Genomic DNA, 21117 nt, shown 5'->3' on the forward strand with positions numbered 1-21117 from the left:
CTGGCAGAATCAGAAGTCGTATTTTACACCCAGCATGCCCTCGTAGCTGTGGCTGTCGCCATCGAAGGACTTCTGATAGCCCGCGGAGATATAGAAAGTGACTTTCTTGTCCGCCTGGTAATCAACGCCCAGGTTGGCCTCCCACCAGCTCCCCCCAATATCCGCCTCGAAGGGCACGAAGCCGTTGGCCGATGAAAATTCGGTCTTGGGTTGTCCCTTGAACTCATGCCAGACGCTGGGACGTAGCCAGCCATTGGTACGCAGTGCCTCGCCCTTGTCGTTCTCGCGGAACCAGTCCTTGGCCAGACGCACGCCAAGTCGGCCGATCAGCGAGTCGACGTCCCTGAAACGCACGTCGGCAGCGATGTCATCGCTGTTGTCGAGATCGATGTGGGAATAGATCACTTGGGCTTGTGGCTCGAGGTACAGGTTTTCATTCTTGTGTTCTTCATCGCCCTCATCGACCAGAAACGGGTAACCGGTTTCCAGTGATGCGGAGTAGCCCCAGCCTTGGGTGTCCAGTTCATCGATGTCGCCCGGCTTGGCCTCGATGTCGAAGCGGTGCAGTTGCAACACGCCGTCCACATAGCCACCGTCGGGCCCAAAGTGCGTCCAGTAGCCACCCAGGCTGTAAGCACGCAGTTCGTTATCACCGGCGCCAATCCCGCTGTAGTGATCAACTCCCCCCGAGATGTTGCCGACCGCCAGCGATACCCCGGCCTGGTCATGGCTGCCGTCGGTGTCCTCGCCGCGATAAAGGTCCAGACCGACCTGGAAGGCCTGCATGTCATAGTTGTAGCCTGGGGAGTTACCAAACGGGCCGTTGTGACCGCTTTCTCGTTCGCCATTGCGAAAGATCATCCGCCCCCAGCCGAGCGACGGGCCGTAGGTTTCTTCATGCTCCTTGGGCAACGGGTCGGTGGGCATCCGGCGTTCTTCAGCAACCCGCTCGTGCAAGGTGTCGATCATGCCGCGGGTATAAACCAGCGCCATGGCCGGGATGGCTCCGTACAACGAGGTTTCCGGGCGGAAGTTCGGCACGGACGGAGTAGGGGGCGTGGGCGTATCAGGCGTATCAGGCGGAACCGGTGGGGTTGGATCGGCGCTGGAACGCAGGTACCACGCTTCACCGTTGGTTGCATCCACGCTCGCCCGATGCAAAGTGTATTCGTAGGGGCCGGCGATCGCCCGATTGCCCAGGCGGAAAGCATTGGCGGCGGTGGTGCCGCCGTTCTGCGTATCCACCACGAGGATGCCGTTGCCGGTGGTCAGGGCACCTCGCCCAAGGACGCCGCTGGCATCCCGGGCGTTACGGACCAGCAACGCCGTGTTGCCGGTGGCCAGCGCCGTTGCGGTGCCCCCGTCGATCACCAGTCTGTCGGAAGGCGAGCCGTCGCCCTCCAGGAATGTATGGAGCGCAATGGTGCCATCGCCGCTGTAATTGTTGACGGTGAGAGTCTTGAAGACACCGCCTGTGGGCGCGGAGAAATCGATCAGGCTGGGGTCATTGACCAGGTTGGTCAGATTGGAATCTCCCGTCATGCGCCAGACACTGTTATTGGTCAGCGTCAGGTTGGAAACGCTGCCGGGCGCCGTGAAGGCCGAACCGACCACCGTCGATCCGGAGAGGTTGATATTGGCCAGGCCAGGCACTACGGGCGGGGCAGGGGCTGTGATCGGGGGAGATTGCAACGGAGGCAAGGCGCCGGTGACTTCATCCGGGAAATCCGCCGGGCCGGTCAGGGGTGGAGGCGAAGCGGTCAGCAAGGGGAAGTCACTGAGCGTACCCACGCGCAGCCACTCACTGGCACCCGTCGCGGTCGAGTTGGTCAGGGTGATGTTGGCATCGCCGGCAACACCAATAATCGGCCCGCTGCTGTTGGTCAGCGTGCTGCGGGTGAAGTCGGCCGAGGAGACCGCCGCCGGTATGCCCAAGGCGTAGAGCGCCATGGAGTTGGCGCCGCTGGCCACCACCGTCGAGTCAGTGCCGACGATACGCCCGCCGATGACCGCGACCGCGCCATGGGCGGTCGCGCCGATGGTGTGGATCGAGCTCTGGTTGATCGTCACCGAAGTAGGACTATCGCGGGAAAATGCACCATGCGCGCCGACGCCCTGAGTGAGCACCGTGGTGCGATTGGCAACTACATCGGCTTGCCCGCGACCGGTGGGTGTCGAACCGTAGTTCTCGAGCACTGCACGAAGGCCTGCGGCACCGGTTCCCTGCGTCGTGATCGACGTGTCGTTCAGGGTCACCGTGGCGACATCAACCGGCTGGTCATTGCGCGATTGCGCCTGTGCACCGTAGGCATTGAGGCCGGTGGTTTGCACGGTGGTGCGGTTGGTCGTGGTATTGGCACTGAATTGAGAACCCACCTGTTCCGCTATCGCAAATACCCCGACACCCAACTCGCCTGAGGTGGTGATCCTGACGTCATTGAGGGTCGAATGACCGCCATCGTCGGACCAGGCACCCATGGCGGAAAGCCCGGAAGTGTTGACCACCGTACCGTTGGCAGTCAGGGTGCCGCCGGGATTGCGTGCGCCAAGGCCATGGGCGAATGACGATGGCCTGACCTGGTTACCGCTGGTGGTGATCGTGCCACCGTTGAGCATCATCGTGCCGTTGAGGTCGGCAATCGCCCCCATGGCGTTATCGTCGCCGGTAGTGTTGATCGTCACATTGTTCGCCGTCACCGTGCCGGGTATGCCCGTCAGACTGCTGGCGGTCAGCCCCGCGGAGTTCGGGCCTGTCGTCGTGATCGAGCTATTGCTGATGATGAGGTTTGCGCCATCCCGGGCCGTCACGCCCACGGCGATGGTGGGGGTCGTGGTGCTGATGCTGCTATTGGTCAGCGTCAAGGTCGAGCCCACGCCCTCTACCTGTACTGCGGGTGAGAAAGGTCCGGTGACACCGTTGAGCGCAACGCTGCTGTTGTTCACCTGCGCACTACCACCGGCCTTGATGGAAATCCCGAATGCGCGGCTGCCCGACAACTGGATGGCCGTGTCCGCCACTTGCGCCTGCGAACCGGCGCCCTCCACAGAAAGGCCAAAGCCGCGCACGCCCGTAGTGGATATCGCACTGCCGCTTCCGCTCATCACGATCTTGCCGCCGTTGACTGCCCGCACCCCGGCATTGGGAGTGCTGTCTATGTTGGCGGCCCCCGAGTTGGTGAACGAGCTACTGGTCAAGACCAAGGTGCCACCGGCGTCGGCCAGCGCCGCTGACGCATTGAGGCCGGACGCGCTCGCCATGATGCCCGTGGCATTGATCTGGCTGCCGGCACCGGTGGCGTACAGGGCATGGCTGCCTGCTAGCGTGGTCGCGTTCGTTGTACCGGCAGAAGTGATCTGCGCTCCGTTTGATAAATTGACCCCCCCACCGTTCTCGGCCAACACCCCAAAGGCCCCCCGGGAATTGGTGTTGACAGAGCCCCCGCTGAAGTTGACCTGGCTTCCCGCCCCGGTCGCCACCAAACCATAGTTGCCCGTGCCATTGGCACCACCAGTGACCAGCACGGTAGTGTTGCTCAACGTCAGCGCACCGCCATGATCGGCCCCAGCACCGACCATGTTCAGCGAGGTGCCTGAGGCGGGTGTCAGGTCGAGCGTGGCGCCGGTCGCCGAGACAGTGCTGCCTGCGCCAGCCGCACGTAATCCGATTTGTCCGTTGGCGGCAGCCCCGACGGAGGTGGTAGTCACAGTGCTGGCATTAAAACTGATGGCGGCGCCTTGCAGCGCTATTGCGCCGGTAGTGGTGGCGGCCGCCAGATTGACGGTAATGCCGTCACCGATGATTTGCCCCAACAGACCGCTGTCGTTCAAGCCAACGGCATTGACGGCGTTGACTGTCACGGTTGTGCCGGCCGGTACTGTGCAGGTGGTGTTATTGGCCACCACCGGTGAAGGGCAGTTCGCGGCCCACGTTGGCGACTCCATTCCGGCCAAAAGCGCTACCGTGGCTGCTGTGTGCAGCCGCAGTCGCCATACGTGATTGATACCTAGAGACGAGACTTTTGCGAGAAAAGGTAGGGGATACGTTGTGCTTCCTTTCATTGCCCGCATGCGATGAATGAACAACCCGGACGAGTTCAAGTGCTGAGCCATTGCGATCAACTCCCTCTGTGAATCCTCGAAATACCCTGTCGAGATCCCCCCTCAGAAGCGTCGCTTCACCCGTGATTTACGCGCGATTCGGATGGCGAACAGGCCGACGCTTGAGACTGCTTGGGGTATGTCTGGTGTTAGGTGTAGTCCAACCTGTGATTTTTTGCCGCTTGCCTCGTCTGATTTCGGATCCAATAAACCAATAGTGTAAGAAGAGGACTCCAAACTTATGACTTAACCTTACGTCATACATAACGGGGTGGCCGTTTTTGGCCGTTTTACCCCTCTGGCCAAGAGCAGAAATCAGCCAGAAGTGGCCCTCGAAGGTGTCTATGAATCTAGGGCCGCTTCACGCTTGGAAAAACAGCGCACGCCTAATCCTGATCGATGGCCATGCCTGAGAGCAGCTCGGCAATGACTGGCACTTCCATGTCAGCGACTGCTACACCGGGACAGTTGTTACCGAAAATCCAGCTGCTCGTTGGCCCGGTTGTTTTTGTGGGCGATCTGATCCCGGGAACTCACTTTCTGAGTCTGAACATCAACAGTGCTTATGATCGGAATCCGGAATGCGTGGCAGGCGATAAAGCACGTCTGCTCGATCATTTGGTGACGATGCGCGGACGTCTGTTTTTCTCACGGGACCCAGACTTTGTCATGGTCAAAGTCATGCGTGACCGGCAGTCACGATACATACCCTTTGATCCTTACACCTCTTTCAAACGCTTCGATCACTGAGACGTCAGCGTTAATGCGACAGTACAAAGAAATGATTGGCCGTGACGTCCTTTGAGAGCCCTCTCAACACCTCGGCCTCGTTGACCAGCAGGTCAATGATGCCGAGGACGTTCCTGGTTTCCTCTGCCGACAACCGGTGAAGAATAGCCAGCAGATCTATGGCACAGTTTTCATTGACTGAGGCCGACTTTAGGAATTTTAGCTGAAGCTGTTGAATATGAAACACGGCGTCCATCGATTCATCTCTCGTTAAAAGTACAAACACACAAAAAGCGTTTTTCAGTAGCAACCGGTTGCTGAGCTTCACCTTCTCCTATCAGGCATGCAGCATTGATTCCGGCTGGACGCAGACTGGCTGTGCAGTTGCATGATCCAGGCGAGGTTTTCTCCTTCTTGTACTTCCAGGGCTTCGAGAAGCGCAGCGGTGTGGTTACGGGTGAAGGCGAAGTTCGGCGCGTGGTGTGTAACCAACACCCGGGCTTTGTTCCAGATCACACGAAAATGACGGTTCATGAGGGTTCTCCTTGGAGACAGGGCCCATCGGTTATGGACCTGTTGGCCCATAACCGGTGGGTGTCATTGCTAGAACAATTTGAGGAAGTTGATGTAGAGGCGAGGCTCCTTGCCGTTGCGGTCTTCTAGCTCTTCGGCGCTGACCGAACGGGTTAGGGGGAAGGCCACTTCCGGCGAAATGAACAGATCCTTGCCAACTTGCACGTGAGCACCCACGCCGGCGGAAGACAGACTTTCCGAGCCTGTATAGGCTGGCTGTTCGCTCCACACCTTGCCGATGTCCCAATAGCCGTAGTACTGGGTCGGTACGACGAAATCCTTGATCTGGTGCTGACGGTTGTACTGCAACTCGACTTTGCCGGCGGCGCCTTTGTCGCCGGTAATTTCCGAGGGGTCATAGCCTCGACCGAACTGGCTACCACCCACGCCGAACTGTTCAGGGGTGAGTAAACGGTTGCCGAAGTTGGTCTGCCCGGTCACGGCCAAGTATAGGTCAAGACCGGGGGTAATGGCGCTGAGGTCCTGGATACGTTGGGCATCGACTTGCAGCTTGGTGAAGTCAGTCTCACCACCTTCGCGCGATGGATTGGTACGGTTTTTCGAGCTGGCACCCATCACGTTCAAGCCACGGCTCAATTCGCCTTTGAGCAGGTTGCGGCCGCCATGGTGGTCGGTGAAGTCCCAACTGGCGCCCAGGCGCACGGCACGAATGCGGTCATCGCTCGAAGGGGGCAGGTCCGGGTCGTTGAGGTACTCGGATTGACCATTGAACCAGGTGAAGGCGGCCGAGGTCTTGACGGTCTGCGCACGTGTGCGAATCCATGGATGGATCACCCTGACGGCAACGGTATCGCCTGAACTGTTGGCATTGAGAATGGAAGCCACATCGGGTTTGCCGTCGTTGTGTTGTGCCAGAACACTGAGCATCGTGCCCTGGCTTCCGACCGGCATCTCATACTGGCCTTCGTAGAACGACATTTTGTCGCTCTCCAGCGAGCGTCCATAACGCAGGGAAATTTGATCGCCGATCTCGAAGGGATCATTCAGCGCCACTCCACCGTAAGCTTGCCAAGGGCCGAAGTAGCGGCTGTCGCGGTTGTCTGCACCGACGAATCCTTCCCAGCGCCGAAGTTCGGTCTGCAAGTTCAGGTCGCTGCCTTCACGTACTGGCGAGGCCGACAGCACGCCTCGGGCTTCGTAGCCAGGCAGGTCGTTAATCAGCAGCAGATTGCGCTCCAGGGTTTCGCCTTTGAGCGGCACTTCATCATTGATATTTTTCGCGTAGTGGTTGATCGCACGGTTGCTGGTGCCATCGACCTTGACGCTGTTGACGCGTCCCTCAATGACTTGCAGATGCAACTCACCTTTATCGATGTGCTGCGCAGGAACGAAGGTGCGGACCAGAATGAAACCGGCGGCACGATAACGCTGGGTAATGGCATCCGCGACCACGTTGACCTGTGCCAGCGTTATTTCGTGTCCTTCCAGTTGGCTCAGCAGTGGCTTGAAGGTGGCGGCGGGGTAGCTGTGGATGCCATCGAGAATCACCTTGTTCACCTTGAACGGCACATTGCTACTCATCACCGGTGTCTGGGCTTGTTGGTCCTCGACCAGTTTTTCTTGAGGGCTGATGGTTGTGGCAGGCAGTTCCAGTGAGCCCGGCATGTTGTTGGGTGATGTACGCAGGCCTTGCTCGTTGGGAAACTCGACCCGACCTGGATCGAGTGGTTTCAAGGGCACAGGCGTGGCGGCAAAGCCAGTCGAGGCGAACGATGCGCTGGCCAGGCATACGCACAGTGCGATGGCCAAGGGACGCAGAGTAAATGGGGTTGAAGTTTTCATAATATTCACAGGCCTCCCTTGGCGTGTTGGTCAATGGTTCTGGGCATCACGCTGCGGTTCCATTCGGGAAATGGATAAGTGCCGCGGTCAATCAGGCGATTGGCGTAGTCCAGCAACTCGGCTTTATCTGGCAGTTGCTGTTGTGCGGAACCGTGGGAACGGGGTTTGCAGATCAGTTGCACGCTGTAAGTACGTACGATTGCAGGGCTCGCGGTATGGTTGGCGATGACCGCCGATGGCGATTCCAGCGGGGTGCAGCGTTCGTCGCCAGGAACCTGTGCAACGGCTGCCGGGTCGGCGCGATTGATGAACGTTTGCACTGGCCCGGTTTCGGGGATTGGAATGGGTTGGCCGGGCACTTGCGGAACATCCGGAACCGGTGTGATCGGGTCTTCAGCGACCGGGCCGTTGATGGTCAACACACCGTTGATGAAGGTCACTTCATAGTTGGCGCTGACCAGTCGCTGCCCGTCTTTTTCGAAAATGCTGTAGTTGCCGGGTTTTTCGCCAGGGGCTCGATCAAGGTTGAAAGGCTGTTCGTCATCAGCGAATTTCCAGCCTTTACCGTCATAGGTCAGGGCCGGGTCTTGCTGGCCGACTTCCTTGGCCTGATCGTTCGCCGTCACCACCAGTGGCACAGGTTTGATCACCAGTTTGCCGGCGTGGGTGTCGAGGACATAACGCTTGCTGACGTACTCATCGGCCGTCAGTTGACCGTTGATGGCGTAGCTGCCGACGTTGGAACGCTCGTTCGCCGCAGTGCTATAACTGACGCCGGGGATGAAGCGGTCTTGCGCCAGTTGCCGGTCGACGAAGCTGTCTACGTCCTTTACCTGTGCAGCATTTTGCTGGGCAATCAGACCTGAGTGACTGAATGCCGAATTGGCGTCGCCATACTGCCGCGACTGATCATTGATGTTAAGGTCGAGATTGGCCTGTTGCGCCTGCAAGACGATGGCCGACTCCGGCGCTTGTTGGGTCTGCAGAAAATGCACTCGCGCACGTTCGAGCAGCGGCCGCTTCGGCGCATCCCCAATGGGTTGCGCCCAATCCTGGTCATTCATCAGCCAACCGAACAGCACATTGGCAGAGGTGACTTTGTCGCCAAGACCGATCACCAACTGTTCAGAAGACCCGTTCTGGCTGCTGTGTTGAATTTCGTCAGGGTTCATCGGCCCGGCGATGTTGTAATCGGCGACCCCCCAACCAGCGTTGGGCGCGTAGTCAGGATTGGCGACAACGACCATGCCTTTGTTGGCATCAAAGCTGAAACCGACCGGCAGCTCGCTGACCACCTGACCATCACGGATGACGGTGGTCAGATTGCTGTTCGCCGCGTTGGGTTTGAGTTCCCATTTCACACCGGCGCTGTCGGTGAACTTCAAGCCGCTGACCAGATAGTCGGAACTGTCCAGGTAGTGCAGCAGTTCACTGGCAGGAATTTCATTGCCTTGCGCATCGACAAAACCGGTGGCTTCAAACACCAGGTAGTCGAAGGCCTGGCCGTTCTGCCCAAGAACCACTTCCTTGTACATGTTGCTGTCGGCTACTACGTCTTGAGAGCCGATGTACTTGATCTGCTGAGCCGTCACACCGCTCAAGGATTCGCCGGAGTAGGGTGCGCTGACCGTACCCACGTTGGTGCCGCCGGCATTGGTTTGATTGAAGGTGAAAATGCCGTTGGTAGCTTTACCGGCCAGGGTCCCGGCATGGTTCAACGGGCTATCGAGACGCACGCTGGCGCCTTGCACGGCCACCTGTGAACCGATCAGTGCGGTATTGGCGTCTTGAGTGACTGAGGCGGTATTGGACGTCTTGATCCAGACGATACCTTTGCCGACATCGATGATCGCGCGACGATCCCACGCGGCATCACCGGTCTGGCCAGCGAGCGCGTCATCGATCAGTTTGACGTCACCGGTGGCGCTGATGAACAGGTTGCCGTCCTTGAGTAGGATCGGTGCCTTGATGTACACCGAACCGCTGTCATTGTTTTTGTCGGTGCCTTCATAGGTGCTGACCTGGCCCACGTTACCGCTGGCGATCAGCGCCAGGCTTTTGCCGGCGGCCACGTCTTTGGCGACGATAGGGGCATTGACGTTGATGCGTTCGCTGGCCTCGATGCGTACGTCGTTGTTGGCCAGGCTGTCGACGATGGTCTGGGCACTGATGTCCGTGCCGTTGTCGATATTGGAGATGGTCGCTGCCACAGGGTCGAGCAGCCAGAGGCCGGCCTGTTTGCCACCGGAGGCGTTGATGCTGGCGTCTTTGCTGATGCTCAGGATCTTGCCGGAGGTCTCGATGATGCCGCCCTTGTCGCCGCCTTTGGCGCTGGTCTGGCCGGCAAAATGGGTAGTGCCGTCGGACCACACCACCACTTGGCCGCCGTCGCGGGCACCATCGGCCACCAGTTTGGCGCCTTTTTCAATCGTGGTGCGGGTGGAAGAGGGTGCATTGCCTTTACCCTGGAAACTGCCGCCCACAGCGATCGAACCGCCTTTGCCTTGGCTGCCGGAGGCATTCAGGTCGGCGGTCGAGGACAGGGTCACTTGCTTGCCCGAAACGCTGATATTGCCGCCATCGCTGCCTTTGGCAGAAAGCTTGCCGCTGACCACGGTGCGATCGGCATTGCCCAGCACGATGCTGCCGCCTTGTTGGCTAACCGAGTCGGCAATCACTGCGCCGCCGACCCCGATCACCGAATCCAGGTGTTTGGCCGCACGTTGCGCACTCATTGCCACAACACCTTCACCGACCTCGATGTGCCCGTTGTTCTGGACACCGCCGGTCAGTGACGGATCAACCGAATTGTCGTCACCAGGCGTACCGCCAATGGCCAGGCTGATAAGGCCGTCACCTTGAAAATCGAGCGATGCCTGTGGGCCGGTGGCCAGGGTTACCTGGCCTTTACGGGCCTGAATCACACCGTTGTTTTCGACCTGCGCGCCGAGCAATGCCACGATGCCGTTGTCGTGGACGGAAATCTGGCCGTCATTGCGTACAAGACCTTTGAGCTGAATGTCGAGTTTGCCGATGTCGGCGAATGCCTTGAGTTGTTCATCGGTGATCACGCCGGCGCCGGCGATCAGCGCACTGGCAGAGATCTGCGAGTTGGGCGCGAACCAGATACCCGCCGGGTTGAGCAGGATCAGCTTGCCGTTGGCGGTGAGCATCCCGTAGATATTGGAAGGGTCGCCGCCGGTGACCCGGTTCAAAGTCACGGAGCTGCCGTCGGGTTGCTGAAAGTGCACCTTGTTGTCAGGCCCGATGGAGAATTTCTGCCAGTTGATAGCGGTACGGGGCGTCTGGGTCTGGATATGCAGACTGTTGCCGTCTTGGGAGATTTTCGCCGCGCCGGAAATCACTTCACCTTGTTGGGGCAAGGCGTCTAGGGCAAAAGTGACGGGGCAACTCAGGCCCAGGCTGGCAATGCCCAAGGCGATCACGATGGCCTGGCTGAGGCGTTTGACCGAAAAATCGGGGTGTTGAAAGGGGGCGTGTCCCTTGGCGTTTTTCATATCCGTGTGTCCTCGAAGAAAGTGGCGCAATGCGTTGCGGCCGATGCAGTCATTCTTGCGAGGAGGGCAGTACGGGTACGATCAGGGAATCATGAGAACGCTGTAGTGCAATCACTACAGGTCAAGGTTGGCGGCACTAAAGTGTTTGGGAGAATCGTAGGCTTAAGACGGCCAGTGGCCCGTCGGCTGAAGGGGGTTCGAGCAACAGTTCACCGCTCATCAGGACGATCAAGCGGGTACAGAGCGCCAGTTGCGGGCTGATTTCATTTTGTGTGAGGTATTCGGCCAGGCCTTCGGCCCGCGACACTGGCCCGGGTGCGACGTTCAGTTGCCAGAGCAGCTCCGCCCGGGGAGACGGCGTCACTTGAGCGTGCAATGTGATGTCCGGCAGTCCCAGGTCCAGGCAATACATGAACATCGAACGCAACATTTGCCGGAACCGATCCGGGTCAACCCACACGTTGACGGGCACAGGATCGCCATTCAGCTCAATCGCCTCGTGTGCGCCAGGATGCCTTCGGTTGAAGTCCGCAACCTCATGACCGATCAGCTTATTCAGCTCATTGGCACGAGGCATCAAAACGAGGATTCCTCGTTCAATTCGCACCACATCCAGCAGCACCTGAATATGTTCCTGCACAGTCAGAATTGCGGACTGGAGGGTGATCAAATGCTCGTTGCCCGGTTGTTGGTGACAGGCCCGATGGACTGATTTGACGATATCGCCCAACTGCTCCATGAGTTGCTCGCCGGCATCATGCAGGAACAACGTGCGGGTGCGGGTCAAGGACCGGCGCTGCTCCCTGGCGCGGGTCAAGAACGAAATCTGCTGGTCCTGCTCTGTGATATCCACCGAAGAACAGAGCATCCCTGTCAGGTTTCCTTGAGCGTCGTGGAAAGGCACGCCCCAACTGCGCACCGTCATTTGACGGTCCCGGTAGCGCAAAACCTGCTGGAGACTAAAAGGCTGGCCAAGTGTGACGGCTTGCAGGTAATCCTGGTGCAGCTTCAAGGCTTCTTCCGGGGTGAGCACGCTGCTGTCGATAATGCGCATACCTACGGCCTGTTCCTGAGTGACGCCGTGAAACTCGAGGTACTGACGATTGCACGCCAGCAGATAACCTTGAGTATCTCGCAGGGAAACCGGCATGGGCATCGCGTCGAATATCTGGTGGAAGCGTTCCTGCTTGGAATTGTCCGCTCCGCTGCCCTCGGCGACCGGATCGATGCTGGCGATCATGCCCTGACGCCAGGCGATTTCCAGAACCTCGGCCAGCGAATCGACATTGAGTTTGCGCTGCAGGCGCGCCTTGTAGGTACTTACCGTGCGATCACTGAGCGCCAATTCATCGGCGATATCTTTATTGCTGTGGCCGTTGGCAAGGTAGCGCAGCACGGTTAATTCTCGCGCCGAAAGGCTGCCCAGTTGCGCTTCTTCAGCCTTCAAACCGATCTGTGGTGCGACATTGCCTACCAGATGACTGGGAAAATAGCTGTGCCCGTGCAGCAATGTGCGCACGGCTTCGCCAAAATCGTGTAAGTCATCCTGTTTACTGACGAACCCCGTGCTGCCGGCTTGCAGACTGAGACCTGCAAAGTGCTCGCTGCTTTGTGCGGTCAGTACCAGGATCGGTATCTTGCAGGCCTGTCGGCGCAGGCGACGGATGACTTCCAGGCCGCCGAGGCGTGGAAGCGCAAGATCCAGAATCAGCAACGACGGTTTCACCTGAAGTGTCTGGCGCAAGGCGTCGGCCCCGTCATCCAGTTCTGCGATGACGGAATGGCCCTCTGCTTCGAGTACCTGGCGTATGCCAAGACGAAAAAGTGGTTGTTCGTCGGCGATCAAAATTTGGCTCATTCCGGGCTGTCCTGGCTGGAAGTCCGGTCAGTTTAGTCGCATCTAATCTCTCGGCTCAGGCCGAAAGAAAATGTCATTGATCGATTCGATCATCATTGAGTGTGAACGTCCGCTATGGCCGGTTCTGTTGAAAAAGTCGGCCATGGTTTTCGCAGCTGAAGAATACACGTCCGAGATTGAAATCTTTACTTTCGGCAAAGGTTTGCAGGCGCAGATTTCACGCAGCTTAGACGTTTTTGCCCTGGTACCAGGTCGGGAAGGTGTCGATCTCGAGTTCGCGGGCCAGGTCGAAGATGGCCGTCTGGCCAGGGCCGATCCACTCGCCACCGGCTTCCGACACAACGCCTTTGCCCAGGTCGTGGTTGTAGGTGCGCCCACCGACACGGTCCCGGGCCTCGAGTACGACGAAGGACTCGCAGCCAGCGCGGCGCAGGTCCCGCGCCGAAGTCAGGCCGGCGAGTCCTGCCCCGATGATGGCTACGTCAAGGACGTCGTCCTGGCCAGCACGTGGCACCTGAGCCGTGGCCCGCCCGCTCAGTGCGATCCCTCCGATCAAGGTGACGCTTCCAATCGCCTGAAGCAGCAAGCGTCGCTGGCGCGCCGGCAGCGACAATTCATCGTTATCTGAATCCATCTTCGCCTCTGTCATATCTATTGTATGTATTACATAACAGCTGTTGTGTAAAAATACAGCACATTTGAAACCGTGCAAAGCAGAATAGAAGGGCGTTTGGTGTTGAGGAGGGGGACGACGACGCAGGCCTTGGCGCCGGTGGAGTGGGCCGCGGCATGATAAGGGCAGGTGTCCTGCTGGATAGGGCGGTCAGAACAAAGCAGCCGGTGCCATTTAATGGTCATGGCAAGAAAGCGCGGTGCGCAGCGCCACGACCTGATGATCCTGGAGAAGCGCGCTGCCCGTGAAAGCCAACTCAGCTGCGCGCAACAATTGCTTTACTTAGCGACTGCTTTTCTCTTGGGAGATGGTTTTTGCGGTTGGGGTGGAGTGATCAAGGTCATGAGGGCATCGAGAAGGGATTGACCTCGGCTCGAACCGAACCGTTCAGGTTCGATCGGCAACATCATCATCCATCCATCGCTGATCGCGCTGAGCTGATCGGCGAGAAGCTCGGCGAGGATATCGTCGCGGATTATGCCTTGGCTTTGCCCTCTCTCCAGTACCGATGTAAACACCTGGCGGAACCTTGCATATCGTTGCTTGATGACGCCGGCGAAAGCCGGTTCGTGCCTTGCGTAGCCAAGCAATTGGAGCCATGCGAGCCATGCGTCCGGCTCGTCGGTGTTCGTCCAATCGAGCCATTGTTCGATGAGAGCCTTGATATCGATCCGCTCCTGGTTGATCTCCAGCAAAGTGTCGATCTGGTCGAACAGGCTCTGTGCGACAGCGGTGATCATCTCCTCCTTGTTTGCGAAGTAGTAGGTCACCGCTCCCGTCGTGCACCCGGCGTGCTGCGCCACTTTGCGCATCGAAGCTCCGGCATAGCCCTCGCATGCGATCACCGCGATCGCCGCCGCCAGCAACTCGGCCCGTTTCGCCTTGTGGTCGCCTACGGGCCGACCCCGGCGGGAGACCGGTTCGGATTCGCTATCACTCGCTCGAGAGCTATTGTTCATGGGAGTCTGGGGTCGTGAATCAGGCATAGGAAAGGGGTAATTTTCGCTGGCTCTATTGATCGGAGTAACAGTTGCAGTGAAAAAGCTGCAACTTGCTATTTGCGGCTCAGCATATGGAATTTATTTGAAGAAAGCACCCTTGCAAGACTCGACGCAGAAGCTGGTCCGCTATGCCAGGGCTCTCCCGAAGGGCGCATCAGCGGCCTTCGGGCAGCCGTGCGATTCGTCAGTCGTCCGCGCGGAAAATCACCGGAGCGATATTGGTGAAGTTCGCCACGTCGCCGAGAACCTCAGCCGTCCTGGGGGAGGTGAGCGCGGCATCGATTCCGGCTTGATTGTTGAAGCGCAGAATCACCAGGCCCGCGAGGGGCTGCGGACCGACGGCCGGGAACAGGGCCTCCGCCGATTGCAGTCCAGACTCACCCCATGCGGAGCGCGCGAGCGGGATGTGAGTGGAAAGGTAGTACTCCCGGTCGAATCTTGCACCTTCGGTTAAGGGGTAGCTCACGATAAGGGTAGCCATGGGTAGTCCTTGCTCTTGTTGTGATGGGGCACTGAGGGCATCACGCGCGGGTCGGCAACCTGAAGAGCGATGTTTTTGTGAAATCAGGCTTCGCCGCAACCCACGACCGCAACGGCGCGAATTTCCACGCGAAGCCCGGGAAGGGCCAGTTGCGAGATGCCGATGGCGGTCCAGGACGGGTAGCGGTCGAGGAAGTACTGGTGCCTGACCTGCATGAATGCGTGCGTATCAGCTTGAAGCTCAGTATGAAATGTCATCAGCTCGACAACATCCGCCAGGGTCGCGCCCGCCGCCTCAAGGGCGATTTTCAAGCCTTGGAAGGTTAAGTGCGCCTGCTCTTCGATACCATTGCCCGGTGTCATTGTGGCGTCGATTCCGATCTGGCCGGAAACCCAGATCATGTCCCCGACACGCGTCGCTTGCGGAAAGTGATAGTTATCGTAGAGCACTTGGGATTGGGGAGGGGTGATGGTTTGCCGTTTCAGGTTCTGGGTACTCATTGCTTGATCTCCGATCATACGAGCTGGCGGTAGGTGGGGTGACGGAAGGGATCTCCCGGCTTCAAGGTCATCAATTCTTCGGTGAAGAGAACGCCTTCCTTCGGATAACCCGCATCGCTGTGCTCCGGCAGGGGATTGAAGGTTGCATCGTCACCAAAGAAGCGGAAAACAAAGGTGTGGCGATCCGGGAAGGCTTCGTCGACCGGTGCGCCGCCGTGTAGCGAGCCGGGATGGAGCACGACCACATCCCCGGGTTCCGTTGCCCACGACAGAATTTCGTACGCATCGGGTGCCTGCTCGCGCTCAGCCTCGATATCGGGAAGGCGAGGCAGCATCCCGCCTCCATGCAAGGGTTGGGTTGGGTCGTTCGGGTCGAGGAAGGTGGTGCCATCAAAACGCGTTCCGCGGTGCGAGCCCCGGATGATCTCCAAAGCATTCTGCTTGGGAACGGATTCGAAGCTGATCCATGCATTTCCCCAATGCATGCCGGCCCAGGGCAAATAAGAGGTGTCCTGATGCCAGAGTGTGCGCGAACCACGTCCGCCGACCTTGAGGAACACTTCCTCGGCGAAATACCAGACGTTTTCGGAACCCCAGAGGTGTGCGAATAACTGGCCAAAGGGGAGGGAAGAGACCAATTCCTCCAGGCGCTCCTTGGCGAGCGGATTGGCGTTGTCGACATGCGACTGTTGCAAGGTCCCATCGAACATTCGAAATGCGTTGGGGCCGTGGTTCTGGACTGCCCAGTCGTAGGCAGTCCGACATCGAGCCAGCTGCTTCTCGTTTAAAAGTCCTTTGATCAGGACTGCTCCGTCTTCCAGGAATGCCTTGCGCAGAGAGTCTTGTATAGCGGCTTTCTCCCACGAAATGTTACTAAGGTGAGATTGATCCTAGCAGCCAGGCTTATTTAGCGCAACGAACGTTATGTTAATTATGGCTGGCACCGAATGTGCCAATTTCTTTGATGTGATGGCGCCGGCTATAGGTCCTTGTTAAAACGGCGCTGCAACTCGGCATTGCCGTCTTTGCGTGCCATGCCATTCAATAGCCACGCCTTGACCAGATTCTGGACGGTCAGCGTTTGCACCTTCGTCGTTTTTACTTGTCGGTGGAAACCGGTAGCAACGCTCAATACCGAGTCTGCTCGCAGACTGAGGGTACACATAGAGGTAGAAAATTTTTCGAACTCAAAATTTCCATTTATTTTCAATAACAAAGAGATGCGTACGATTCCGGCTTCGGCACCATGAATATCAAGGGATTGCGTGAGAAATCTCATGCAAGCCCTTATTTTTTTGCTCCGCAAAAACCAATCTCTACTCCGCAATTCGCTACAGCTGGTCATTTCGTAGGAGTGACCTTCATGCCTTTGTGCATCCGAATGTACTGTTCGGTCATGCCCACAGTGGTATGCCCTGGTTGATCTCGTGCTACGCGTATATTCCCTGTCAATTCCTCCTTGTCCGTCGCCGTCTTTGCCCGTCAGTCGCGCATCTGAAAGTCAGCTTTCGGAATGCTGGCGTCCTCCCGTGCATCATCAAATCGTTTCCTGAGCATTCCGGTCGTCATCGGCTGACCGTTTTCCATGACGACTGTAATCAGCAAAACAGAGTTTATGGCACGGAGTAGCGGGGCTAAATCAGGGGCATAACGCTACGGTACTCATTACTCCGCAGCGAGCGCGGCGTGCCCCCTCACCGGTTGGGTGTCAGCGTCCATCTGGCGCCCCACGTTGAACCATGCGGCGTACAACGCCGGGACGAAGAAGATCGTCAGTAGCGTTGCCACGGTAAGGCCGCCCATGATCGCAATTGCCATTGGCCCCCAAAACACACTGCGCGTCAGCGGGATCATTGCAAGTACGGTGGCCAGCGCCGTCAGCATCACCGGTCGGGCCCGGTAAATGGCCGCATCCAGCACAGCATTCCACGGGTCGCGCCCCCCGGCGATCTCGATTTGTACCTGATCGATCAGGATCACCGCGTTCCGCATGATCATGCCACCCAGAGCGATGATGCCCAGGATCGCGACGAAGCCCAGCGGTGACTGAAACACCAGCAGCGCGGGTACAACACCAATCAGGCCCAGCGGTGCGGTTAGCATCACCATCCACATGCGGGAAAAGTTCTGCAATTGCAGCATGAGTAACAGCAGGATGGTGATCAGCATCAGCGGTGCCACCGCGAGTAGTGCCTTGTTGGCCTTGTCGCTTTCCTCAACCGCTCCACCCGTGTCGATGCGGTAGCCCGACGGCAGTTTCGCTTCGATGCCCTTAAGCAGTGGCTGGATTTCCTGCGTCACCGATACACCTTGCTCTCCATCCTTCACGTCGGCACGCACAGTGATCGCCATGTCGCGATTGCGGCGCCACAGTACCGGTTCTTCCAATTCAGAACGCACCTGTGCGACTTGCGACAGAGGCACCACGGTGCCCTGGCGTGTGTAAAGGTTGATGTTTTTCAGTGTGTCGAGATTCAAGCGTTCCTCTGGCACGGCACGGGCCACGATGTCGATCAGGTCCTCGCGCTCACGCAGCTGTGACAGGGTTGCGCCGTTCATCACGGTCTGGGTCGCCAGCGACACGTCGGCCGGCGTGAGGCCCAGCGCGCTCGCCTTGTCCTGATCAAGTTCCACCTTCATCGTGCGCACAGGGTCGTTCCAGTCGAGCTGGAGGTCGCGCACCTTCGGGTTGGACGCAACTACCTTCTCCACGTCGCGGGCGATCTGGCGCACCACCTGGGTATCGGGGCCTACCACGCGGAATTGCACCGGGTAGCCGACAGGTGGCCCCAACTCGAGCCGGGTCACGCGCACCCACGCCTGCGGGAATTGTTGGTCGGCCGAGGCCACCAGCCGCGCACGTACCCGCTCGCGTGCATCCAGATCCTTGGTCATCACAACGAACTGGGCAAAGCCCGGGTTCGGCAGCTCGGGGTTGAGCGAGAGATAGAAGCGCGGCGCGCCAGCGCCGGTGTAGGCAGTATAGAAACGCACGTCCTCGTCCTTCGCCAGGATCTCCTCCATGTGCTTGACCTGCTCTGTCGTTGCGGCGAACGAGGCGCCTTCCTTGACGCGTAAATCAATGACCAGCTCAGGGCGCGAACTGTTGGGGAAGAATTGCTGCGGCACCAACTTGATGCAAGCGAGGGCTAGCACCAGAGCGCCCACCGTCGCACCGATGACCACCCAGCGGCGCTCGATGGCGGCGTCGATCAGGCGGCGCAGGCAGCGGTAGAACTTGGTGTCGTGCGGATCAGCATGCTGGTGCGTGCCCAAGTCGTTGGGCAGCATCTTGACCGCCAGGTACGGCGTGAAGATGCCGGAACAGATCCACGAGAACAGCACCGCGGCACCGACGATCCAGAAAATGCCGCCCGCGTACTCGCCGGTGGTGGACTTCGAGAGGCCGATTGGCAGGAAGCCCACGACGGTGATGAGTGCGCCGGTCAGGCGCGGCATGGCGGTGGACTGATAGGAGAAGGCCGCCGCTTTCACGCGGTCCATGCCGGTTTCCATCTTCGCCACCATCATCTCGATGGCGATGATGGCGTCATCCACCAGCAGTCCCAACGCGATAATCAGTGACCCGAGCGAGATGCGTTCGAGGTTCCAGCCCATCGCCAGCATCACCAGCGCCACACCGCCCAGCACCAGCGGCACCGTGGCCGCGACCACGAGGCCGGCACGCCAGCCCAGGCTGGCCAGGCTCACCGCGATCACGATGATCAGCGCCTCGGCCAACGCGCGCCCGAAGTCCAGGATTGCATCTTTCACCGTGGTGGGCTGGTCAGCCACCAGCTCCAGCTCCACGCCGTGCGGAAGTTCTGACTGGATCTTCGCGACGGCCGTGTCCATCGCCTTGCCGAGGTCGACGATGTTGCCATCGCTGGTCATGGTGATACCGAGCATCAGCACGGGTTGGCCGTTGTGGCGGACCGTGTAGGTCGGCGGATCTTCGAAGCCACGTGTAACGGTCGCGATGTCACCGAGCTTGATCAGGCGGCCGCCCGCGGAGATGGGCACGTTGCGGATAGCCTCATCGCTGGTGAACTGGCCACTCACGCGCACCATGACGCGGTCGCCGCGGGTGTCAATCTGGCCAGCGGGCAACATCGCGTTCTGGCTCTTGAGGCTTTCGGCGATGGCCAGCGGTGTAATGCCCAGCGCTGCGAGGCGCTCGTGCGAGAACTCGACGTAGATACGCTTGGCCTGCTTGCCGATGACATCGATCTTCTTGACCATCGGCACCTTCAGCATCTGGCGCTTGATGTCCTCGGCCGCGTCCGTCAGGTCGGCGTGGCCGACGCCGTCGCCCTTGACTGCGTACATCAGGCCATACACGTCGCCGTACTCGTCGTTCAGGATCGGGCCGATCACGCCGTCAGGCATCTCCAGGCTCAGGTCGTTGAGTTTCTTGCGCGCCTGGTACCAGGCCTCGCGCTGGTCAGCCTTGGAAGTGCCGCCGCGCACGGTGAGTGTCATGCCGGCGTAGCCTTGCCGCGCGTAGGTGACCACCTTCTCGAAGTTATCGATCTGCTCGAATTTTTTCTCCATGCGGTTGAGGACCTGGTCCTGCAACTGCTGGGCGGTAGCGCCCGGCCAGATGACCATGGCGGTCATGGAGGGTACGGAAAAATTTGGATCTTCGAGCTGGCCGAGGCGGGTGAAGCTGAACGCGCCAGCCGCAGCGACAATGAGGAGCATGAACAGAACGATGGCGCGATGGCGCAGCGCCCAGTCGGTGAGGTTGAAATTGTTCATCGGGCGGCCTGCTGCGTGGTGTTCGTGTCAACAATCGCCGTGCCGGGAAGCGCGACCTTCAGTCCGGATGCCATCTTCTGCACCCCGGCGGTGACGACCAATGCGCCGGCCTGTGGCCCGGAGACGAGCACTTCATCGTTGCGATAGCCCAATACCGCCACAGGCACCAGCTCGACAGTGCCCTGCGGATTCTTGCCCTCGGGCGTGACCACCCACAGCGATGGCTGGCCACCGCTTTGCGTCAGTGCCGTGGCGGGCACCGCCGCGACCGAGACACTGGTCATCTCGCGCTCGGCCATGACCGTGGCCGTGGCGCCCAGCGGCAGCGCCTGCACCGGCTTGAGCCGGGCGCGATAGGTGCGCGTCTGCGTGGCGGCCTGCGGCGACAGCTCGCGCAGGGTGACATCGAAGGTCTCGTTCGGCGCGCTGGCCAGCGAGGCTTTGAAGTGCGCCTCCTTGAAGGTGGACAGCTGATCTTCGGGCACATCGATGACGATCTCGGATTCGTCCGGATTCGCCACCGAGATCACTGGCTGACCCTCCGCCACGACCTGTCCCGCTTCGATGCGTACCGCCGTGACTACGCCGCTACGGGAGGCGCGCAGTACGGTGTACTTGAGTCGGTTACGTGCGAGTTCAAGCTTTCGCGCCTCGGCCTCGGCAGTGGCGCGCGTGGTCTGGGCGTTGGTGTGCGCACGCTCATCGTCAGCCGCGCTGACTGAGCCATCAGCCTTCAGGGCCGTCAGGCGCTGGCGATCCGATTCCGCCTGACGCGTTTGCTCCACGGCAGCCGCCCACTGCTGTTGCGAGGCTTCCTCCGCGAGGCGGTAGTCGCTGTCGTCCAGCACAGCCAATATGTCACCTTCGTGCACCAACTGACCGACATCAACCTTGCGTTGGGCCACCTTGCCGCCGACCCGAAAGGACTGCTCGACTTCGTGCCGCGACTGCACGGTGCCCACGTAGCGACTGACGTCGCGGGCATTGTCGTAGTTGATTTCAACGGTACGTACCGCTCTGGGGGCCGGCACGGACGGCTGGTCCGGGCTGCACGCGCAAAGCATCACGGCGACGGCCAGGGCGCCGACCGCAGTAAGGGAATTCTTCAAGACGGTTCCTCTT

15 protein-coding genes and 1 pseudogene are annotated in these 21117 nt (G+C 59.3%); 2 read left to right on the forward strand and 14 right to left on the reverse strand.

The features are described from left to right. Positions 1-9: 9 nt before the first annotated feature. Positions 10-3858 (reverse strand): autotransporter outer membrane beta-barrel domain-containing protein, encoded by a 3849-nt coding sequence (locus LOY55_RS14750; protein WP_258668240.1) that lies wholly within the window; start codon positions 3856-3858, stop codon positions 10-12. Here LOY55_RS14750 and LOY55_RS14755 point away from each other — a divergent pair. Further along, positions 3848-3997: a hypothetical protein gene (locus LOY55_RS14755; RefSeq protein ID WP_258668241.1), complete on the forward strand. Its 150-nt coding sequence runs from the start codon at positions 3848-3850 to the stop codon at positions 3995-3997. The two genes, LOY55_RS14750 and LOY55_RS14755, sit on opposite strands and share 11 nt — an antisense overlap. A gap of 527 nt (positions 3998-4524) precedes the next feature. Next, on the forward strand, positions 4525-4848 hold the full coding sequence (locus tag LOY55_RS14760) for a hypothetical protein (protein WP_258668242.1): 324 nt from the start codon (positions 4525-4527) through the stop codon (positions 4846-4848). A 10-nt stretch (positions 4849-4858) separates the two neighbouring features. Here LOY55_RS14760 and LOY55_RS14765 read toward each other — a convergent pair whose 3' ends face one another. The 13 genes and pseudogenes from LOY55_RS14765 to LOY55_RS14830 form a co-directional block, all read right to left on the reverse strand. After that, positions 4859-5083 carry a hypothetical protein gene (locus LOY55_RS14765; protein WP_258668243.1) on the reverse strand — a complete coding sequence of 75 codons (225 nt, stop codon included), beginning with the start codon at positions 5081-5083 and terminating at the stop codon, positions 4859-4861. Positions 5084-5151: 68 nt separating this feature from the next. Then, positions 5152-5361, reverse strand: a complete 210-nt coding sequence (locus LOY55_RS14770) for a hypothetical protein (RefSeq protein WP_258668244.1) — start codon at positions 5359-5361, stop codon at positions 5152-5154. A gap of 69 nt (positions 5362-5430) precedes the next feature. After that, entirely contained in the window at positions 5431-7203 is a 1773-nt protein-coding gene (locus LOY55_RS14775) for a ShlB/FhaC/HecB family hemolysin secretion/activation protein (protein WP_258668245.1), read from the reverse strand. Positions 7204-7208: 5 nt separating this feature from the next. Beyond that, entirely contained in the window at positions 7209-10721 is a 3513-nt protein-coding gene (locus LOY55_RS14780; RefSeq protein WP_258668246.1) for an MBG domain-containing protein, read from the reverse strand. 136 nt (positions 10722-10857) lie between these two features. Further along, positions 10858-12579 (reverse strand): response regulator, encoded by a 1722-nt coding sequence (locus LOY55_RS14785; RefSeq protein WP_258668247.1) that lies wholly within the window; start codon positions 12577-12579, stop codon positions 10858-10860. Between the two features lie 229 nt (positions 12580-12808). Beyond that, positions 12809-13213 (reverse strand): annotated as a pseudogene (locus LOY55_RS14790) (flavin monoamine oxidase family protein); the annotation flags it as partial. 317 nt (positions 13214-13530) lie between these two features. Further along, positions 13531-14211 (reverse strand): TetR/AcrR family transcriptional regulator, encoded by a 681-nt coding sequence (locus LOY55_RS14795; protein ID WP_258668248.1) that lies wholly within the window; start codon positions 14209-14211, stop codon positions 13531-13533. Between the two features lie 226 nt (positions 14212-14437). Further along, positions 14438-14734 carry an EthD family reductase gene (locus LOY55_RS14800; protein ID WP_258668250.1) on the reverse strand — a complete coding sequence of 99 codons (297 nt, stop codon included), beginning with the start codon at positions 14732-14734 and terminating at the stop codon, positions 14438-14440. A gap of 83 nt (positions 14735-14817) precedes the next feature. Next, the gene (locus tag LOY55_RS14805) at positions 14818-15234 is read right to left on the reverse strand and encodes a RidA family protein (protein WP_258668251.1); all 417 of its coding nucleotides are present in this window, start codon (positions 15232-15234) and stop codon (positions 14818-14820) included. A 14-nt stretch (positions 15235-15248) separates the two neighbouring features. Continuing rightward, positions 15249-16082, reverse strand: a complete 834-nt coding sequence (locus LOY55_RS14810; protein ID WP_258668330.1) for a phytanoyl-CoA dioxygenase family protein — start codon at positions 16080-16082, stop codon at positions 15249-15251. Positions 16083-16213: 131 nt separating this feature from the next. Further along, complete coding sequence (locus tag LOY55_RS14815; protein WP_258668382.1) at positions 16214-16513, reverse strand: hypothetical protein; 300 nt, start codon at positions 16511-16513, stop codon at positions 16214-16216. A gap of 386 nt (positions 16514-16899) precedes the next feature. After that, on the reverse strand, positions 16900-19995 hold the full coding sequence (locus tag LOY55_RS14825) for an efflux RND transporter permease subunit (protein ID WP_258668252.1): 3096 nt from the start codon (positions 19993-19995) through the stop codon (positions 16900-16902). After that, positions 19992-21104, reverse strand: coding sequence for an efflux RND transporter periplasmic adaptor subunit (locus LOY55_RS14830; RefSeq protein WP_046027411.1), 1113 nt, complete (start codon positions 21102-21104; stop codon positions 19992-19994). The genes LOY55_RS14825 and LOY55_RS14830 overlap by 4 nt, the downstream gene beginning before the upstream one ends. Positions 21105-21117: the final 13 nt, after the last annotated feature.

Origin of the sequence: Pseudomonas sp. B21-040 (assembly GCF_024748695.1) — a bacterium.
Lineage (GTDB): Bacteria > Pseudomonadota > Gammaproteobacteria > Pseudomonadales > Pseudomonadaceae > Aquipseudomonas.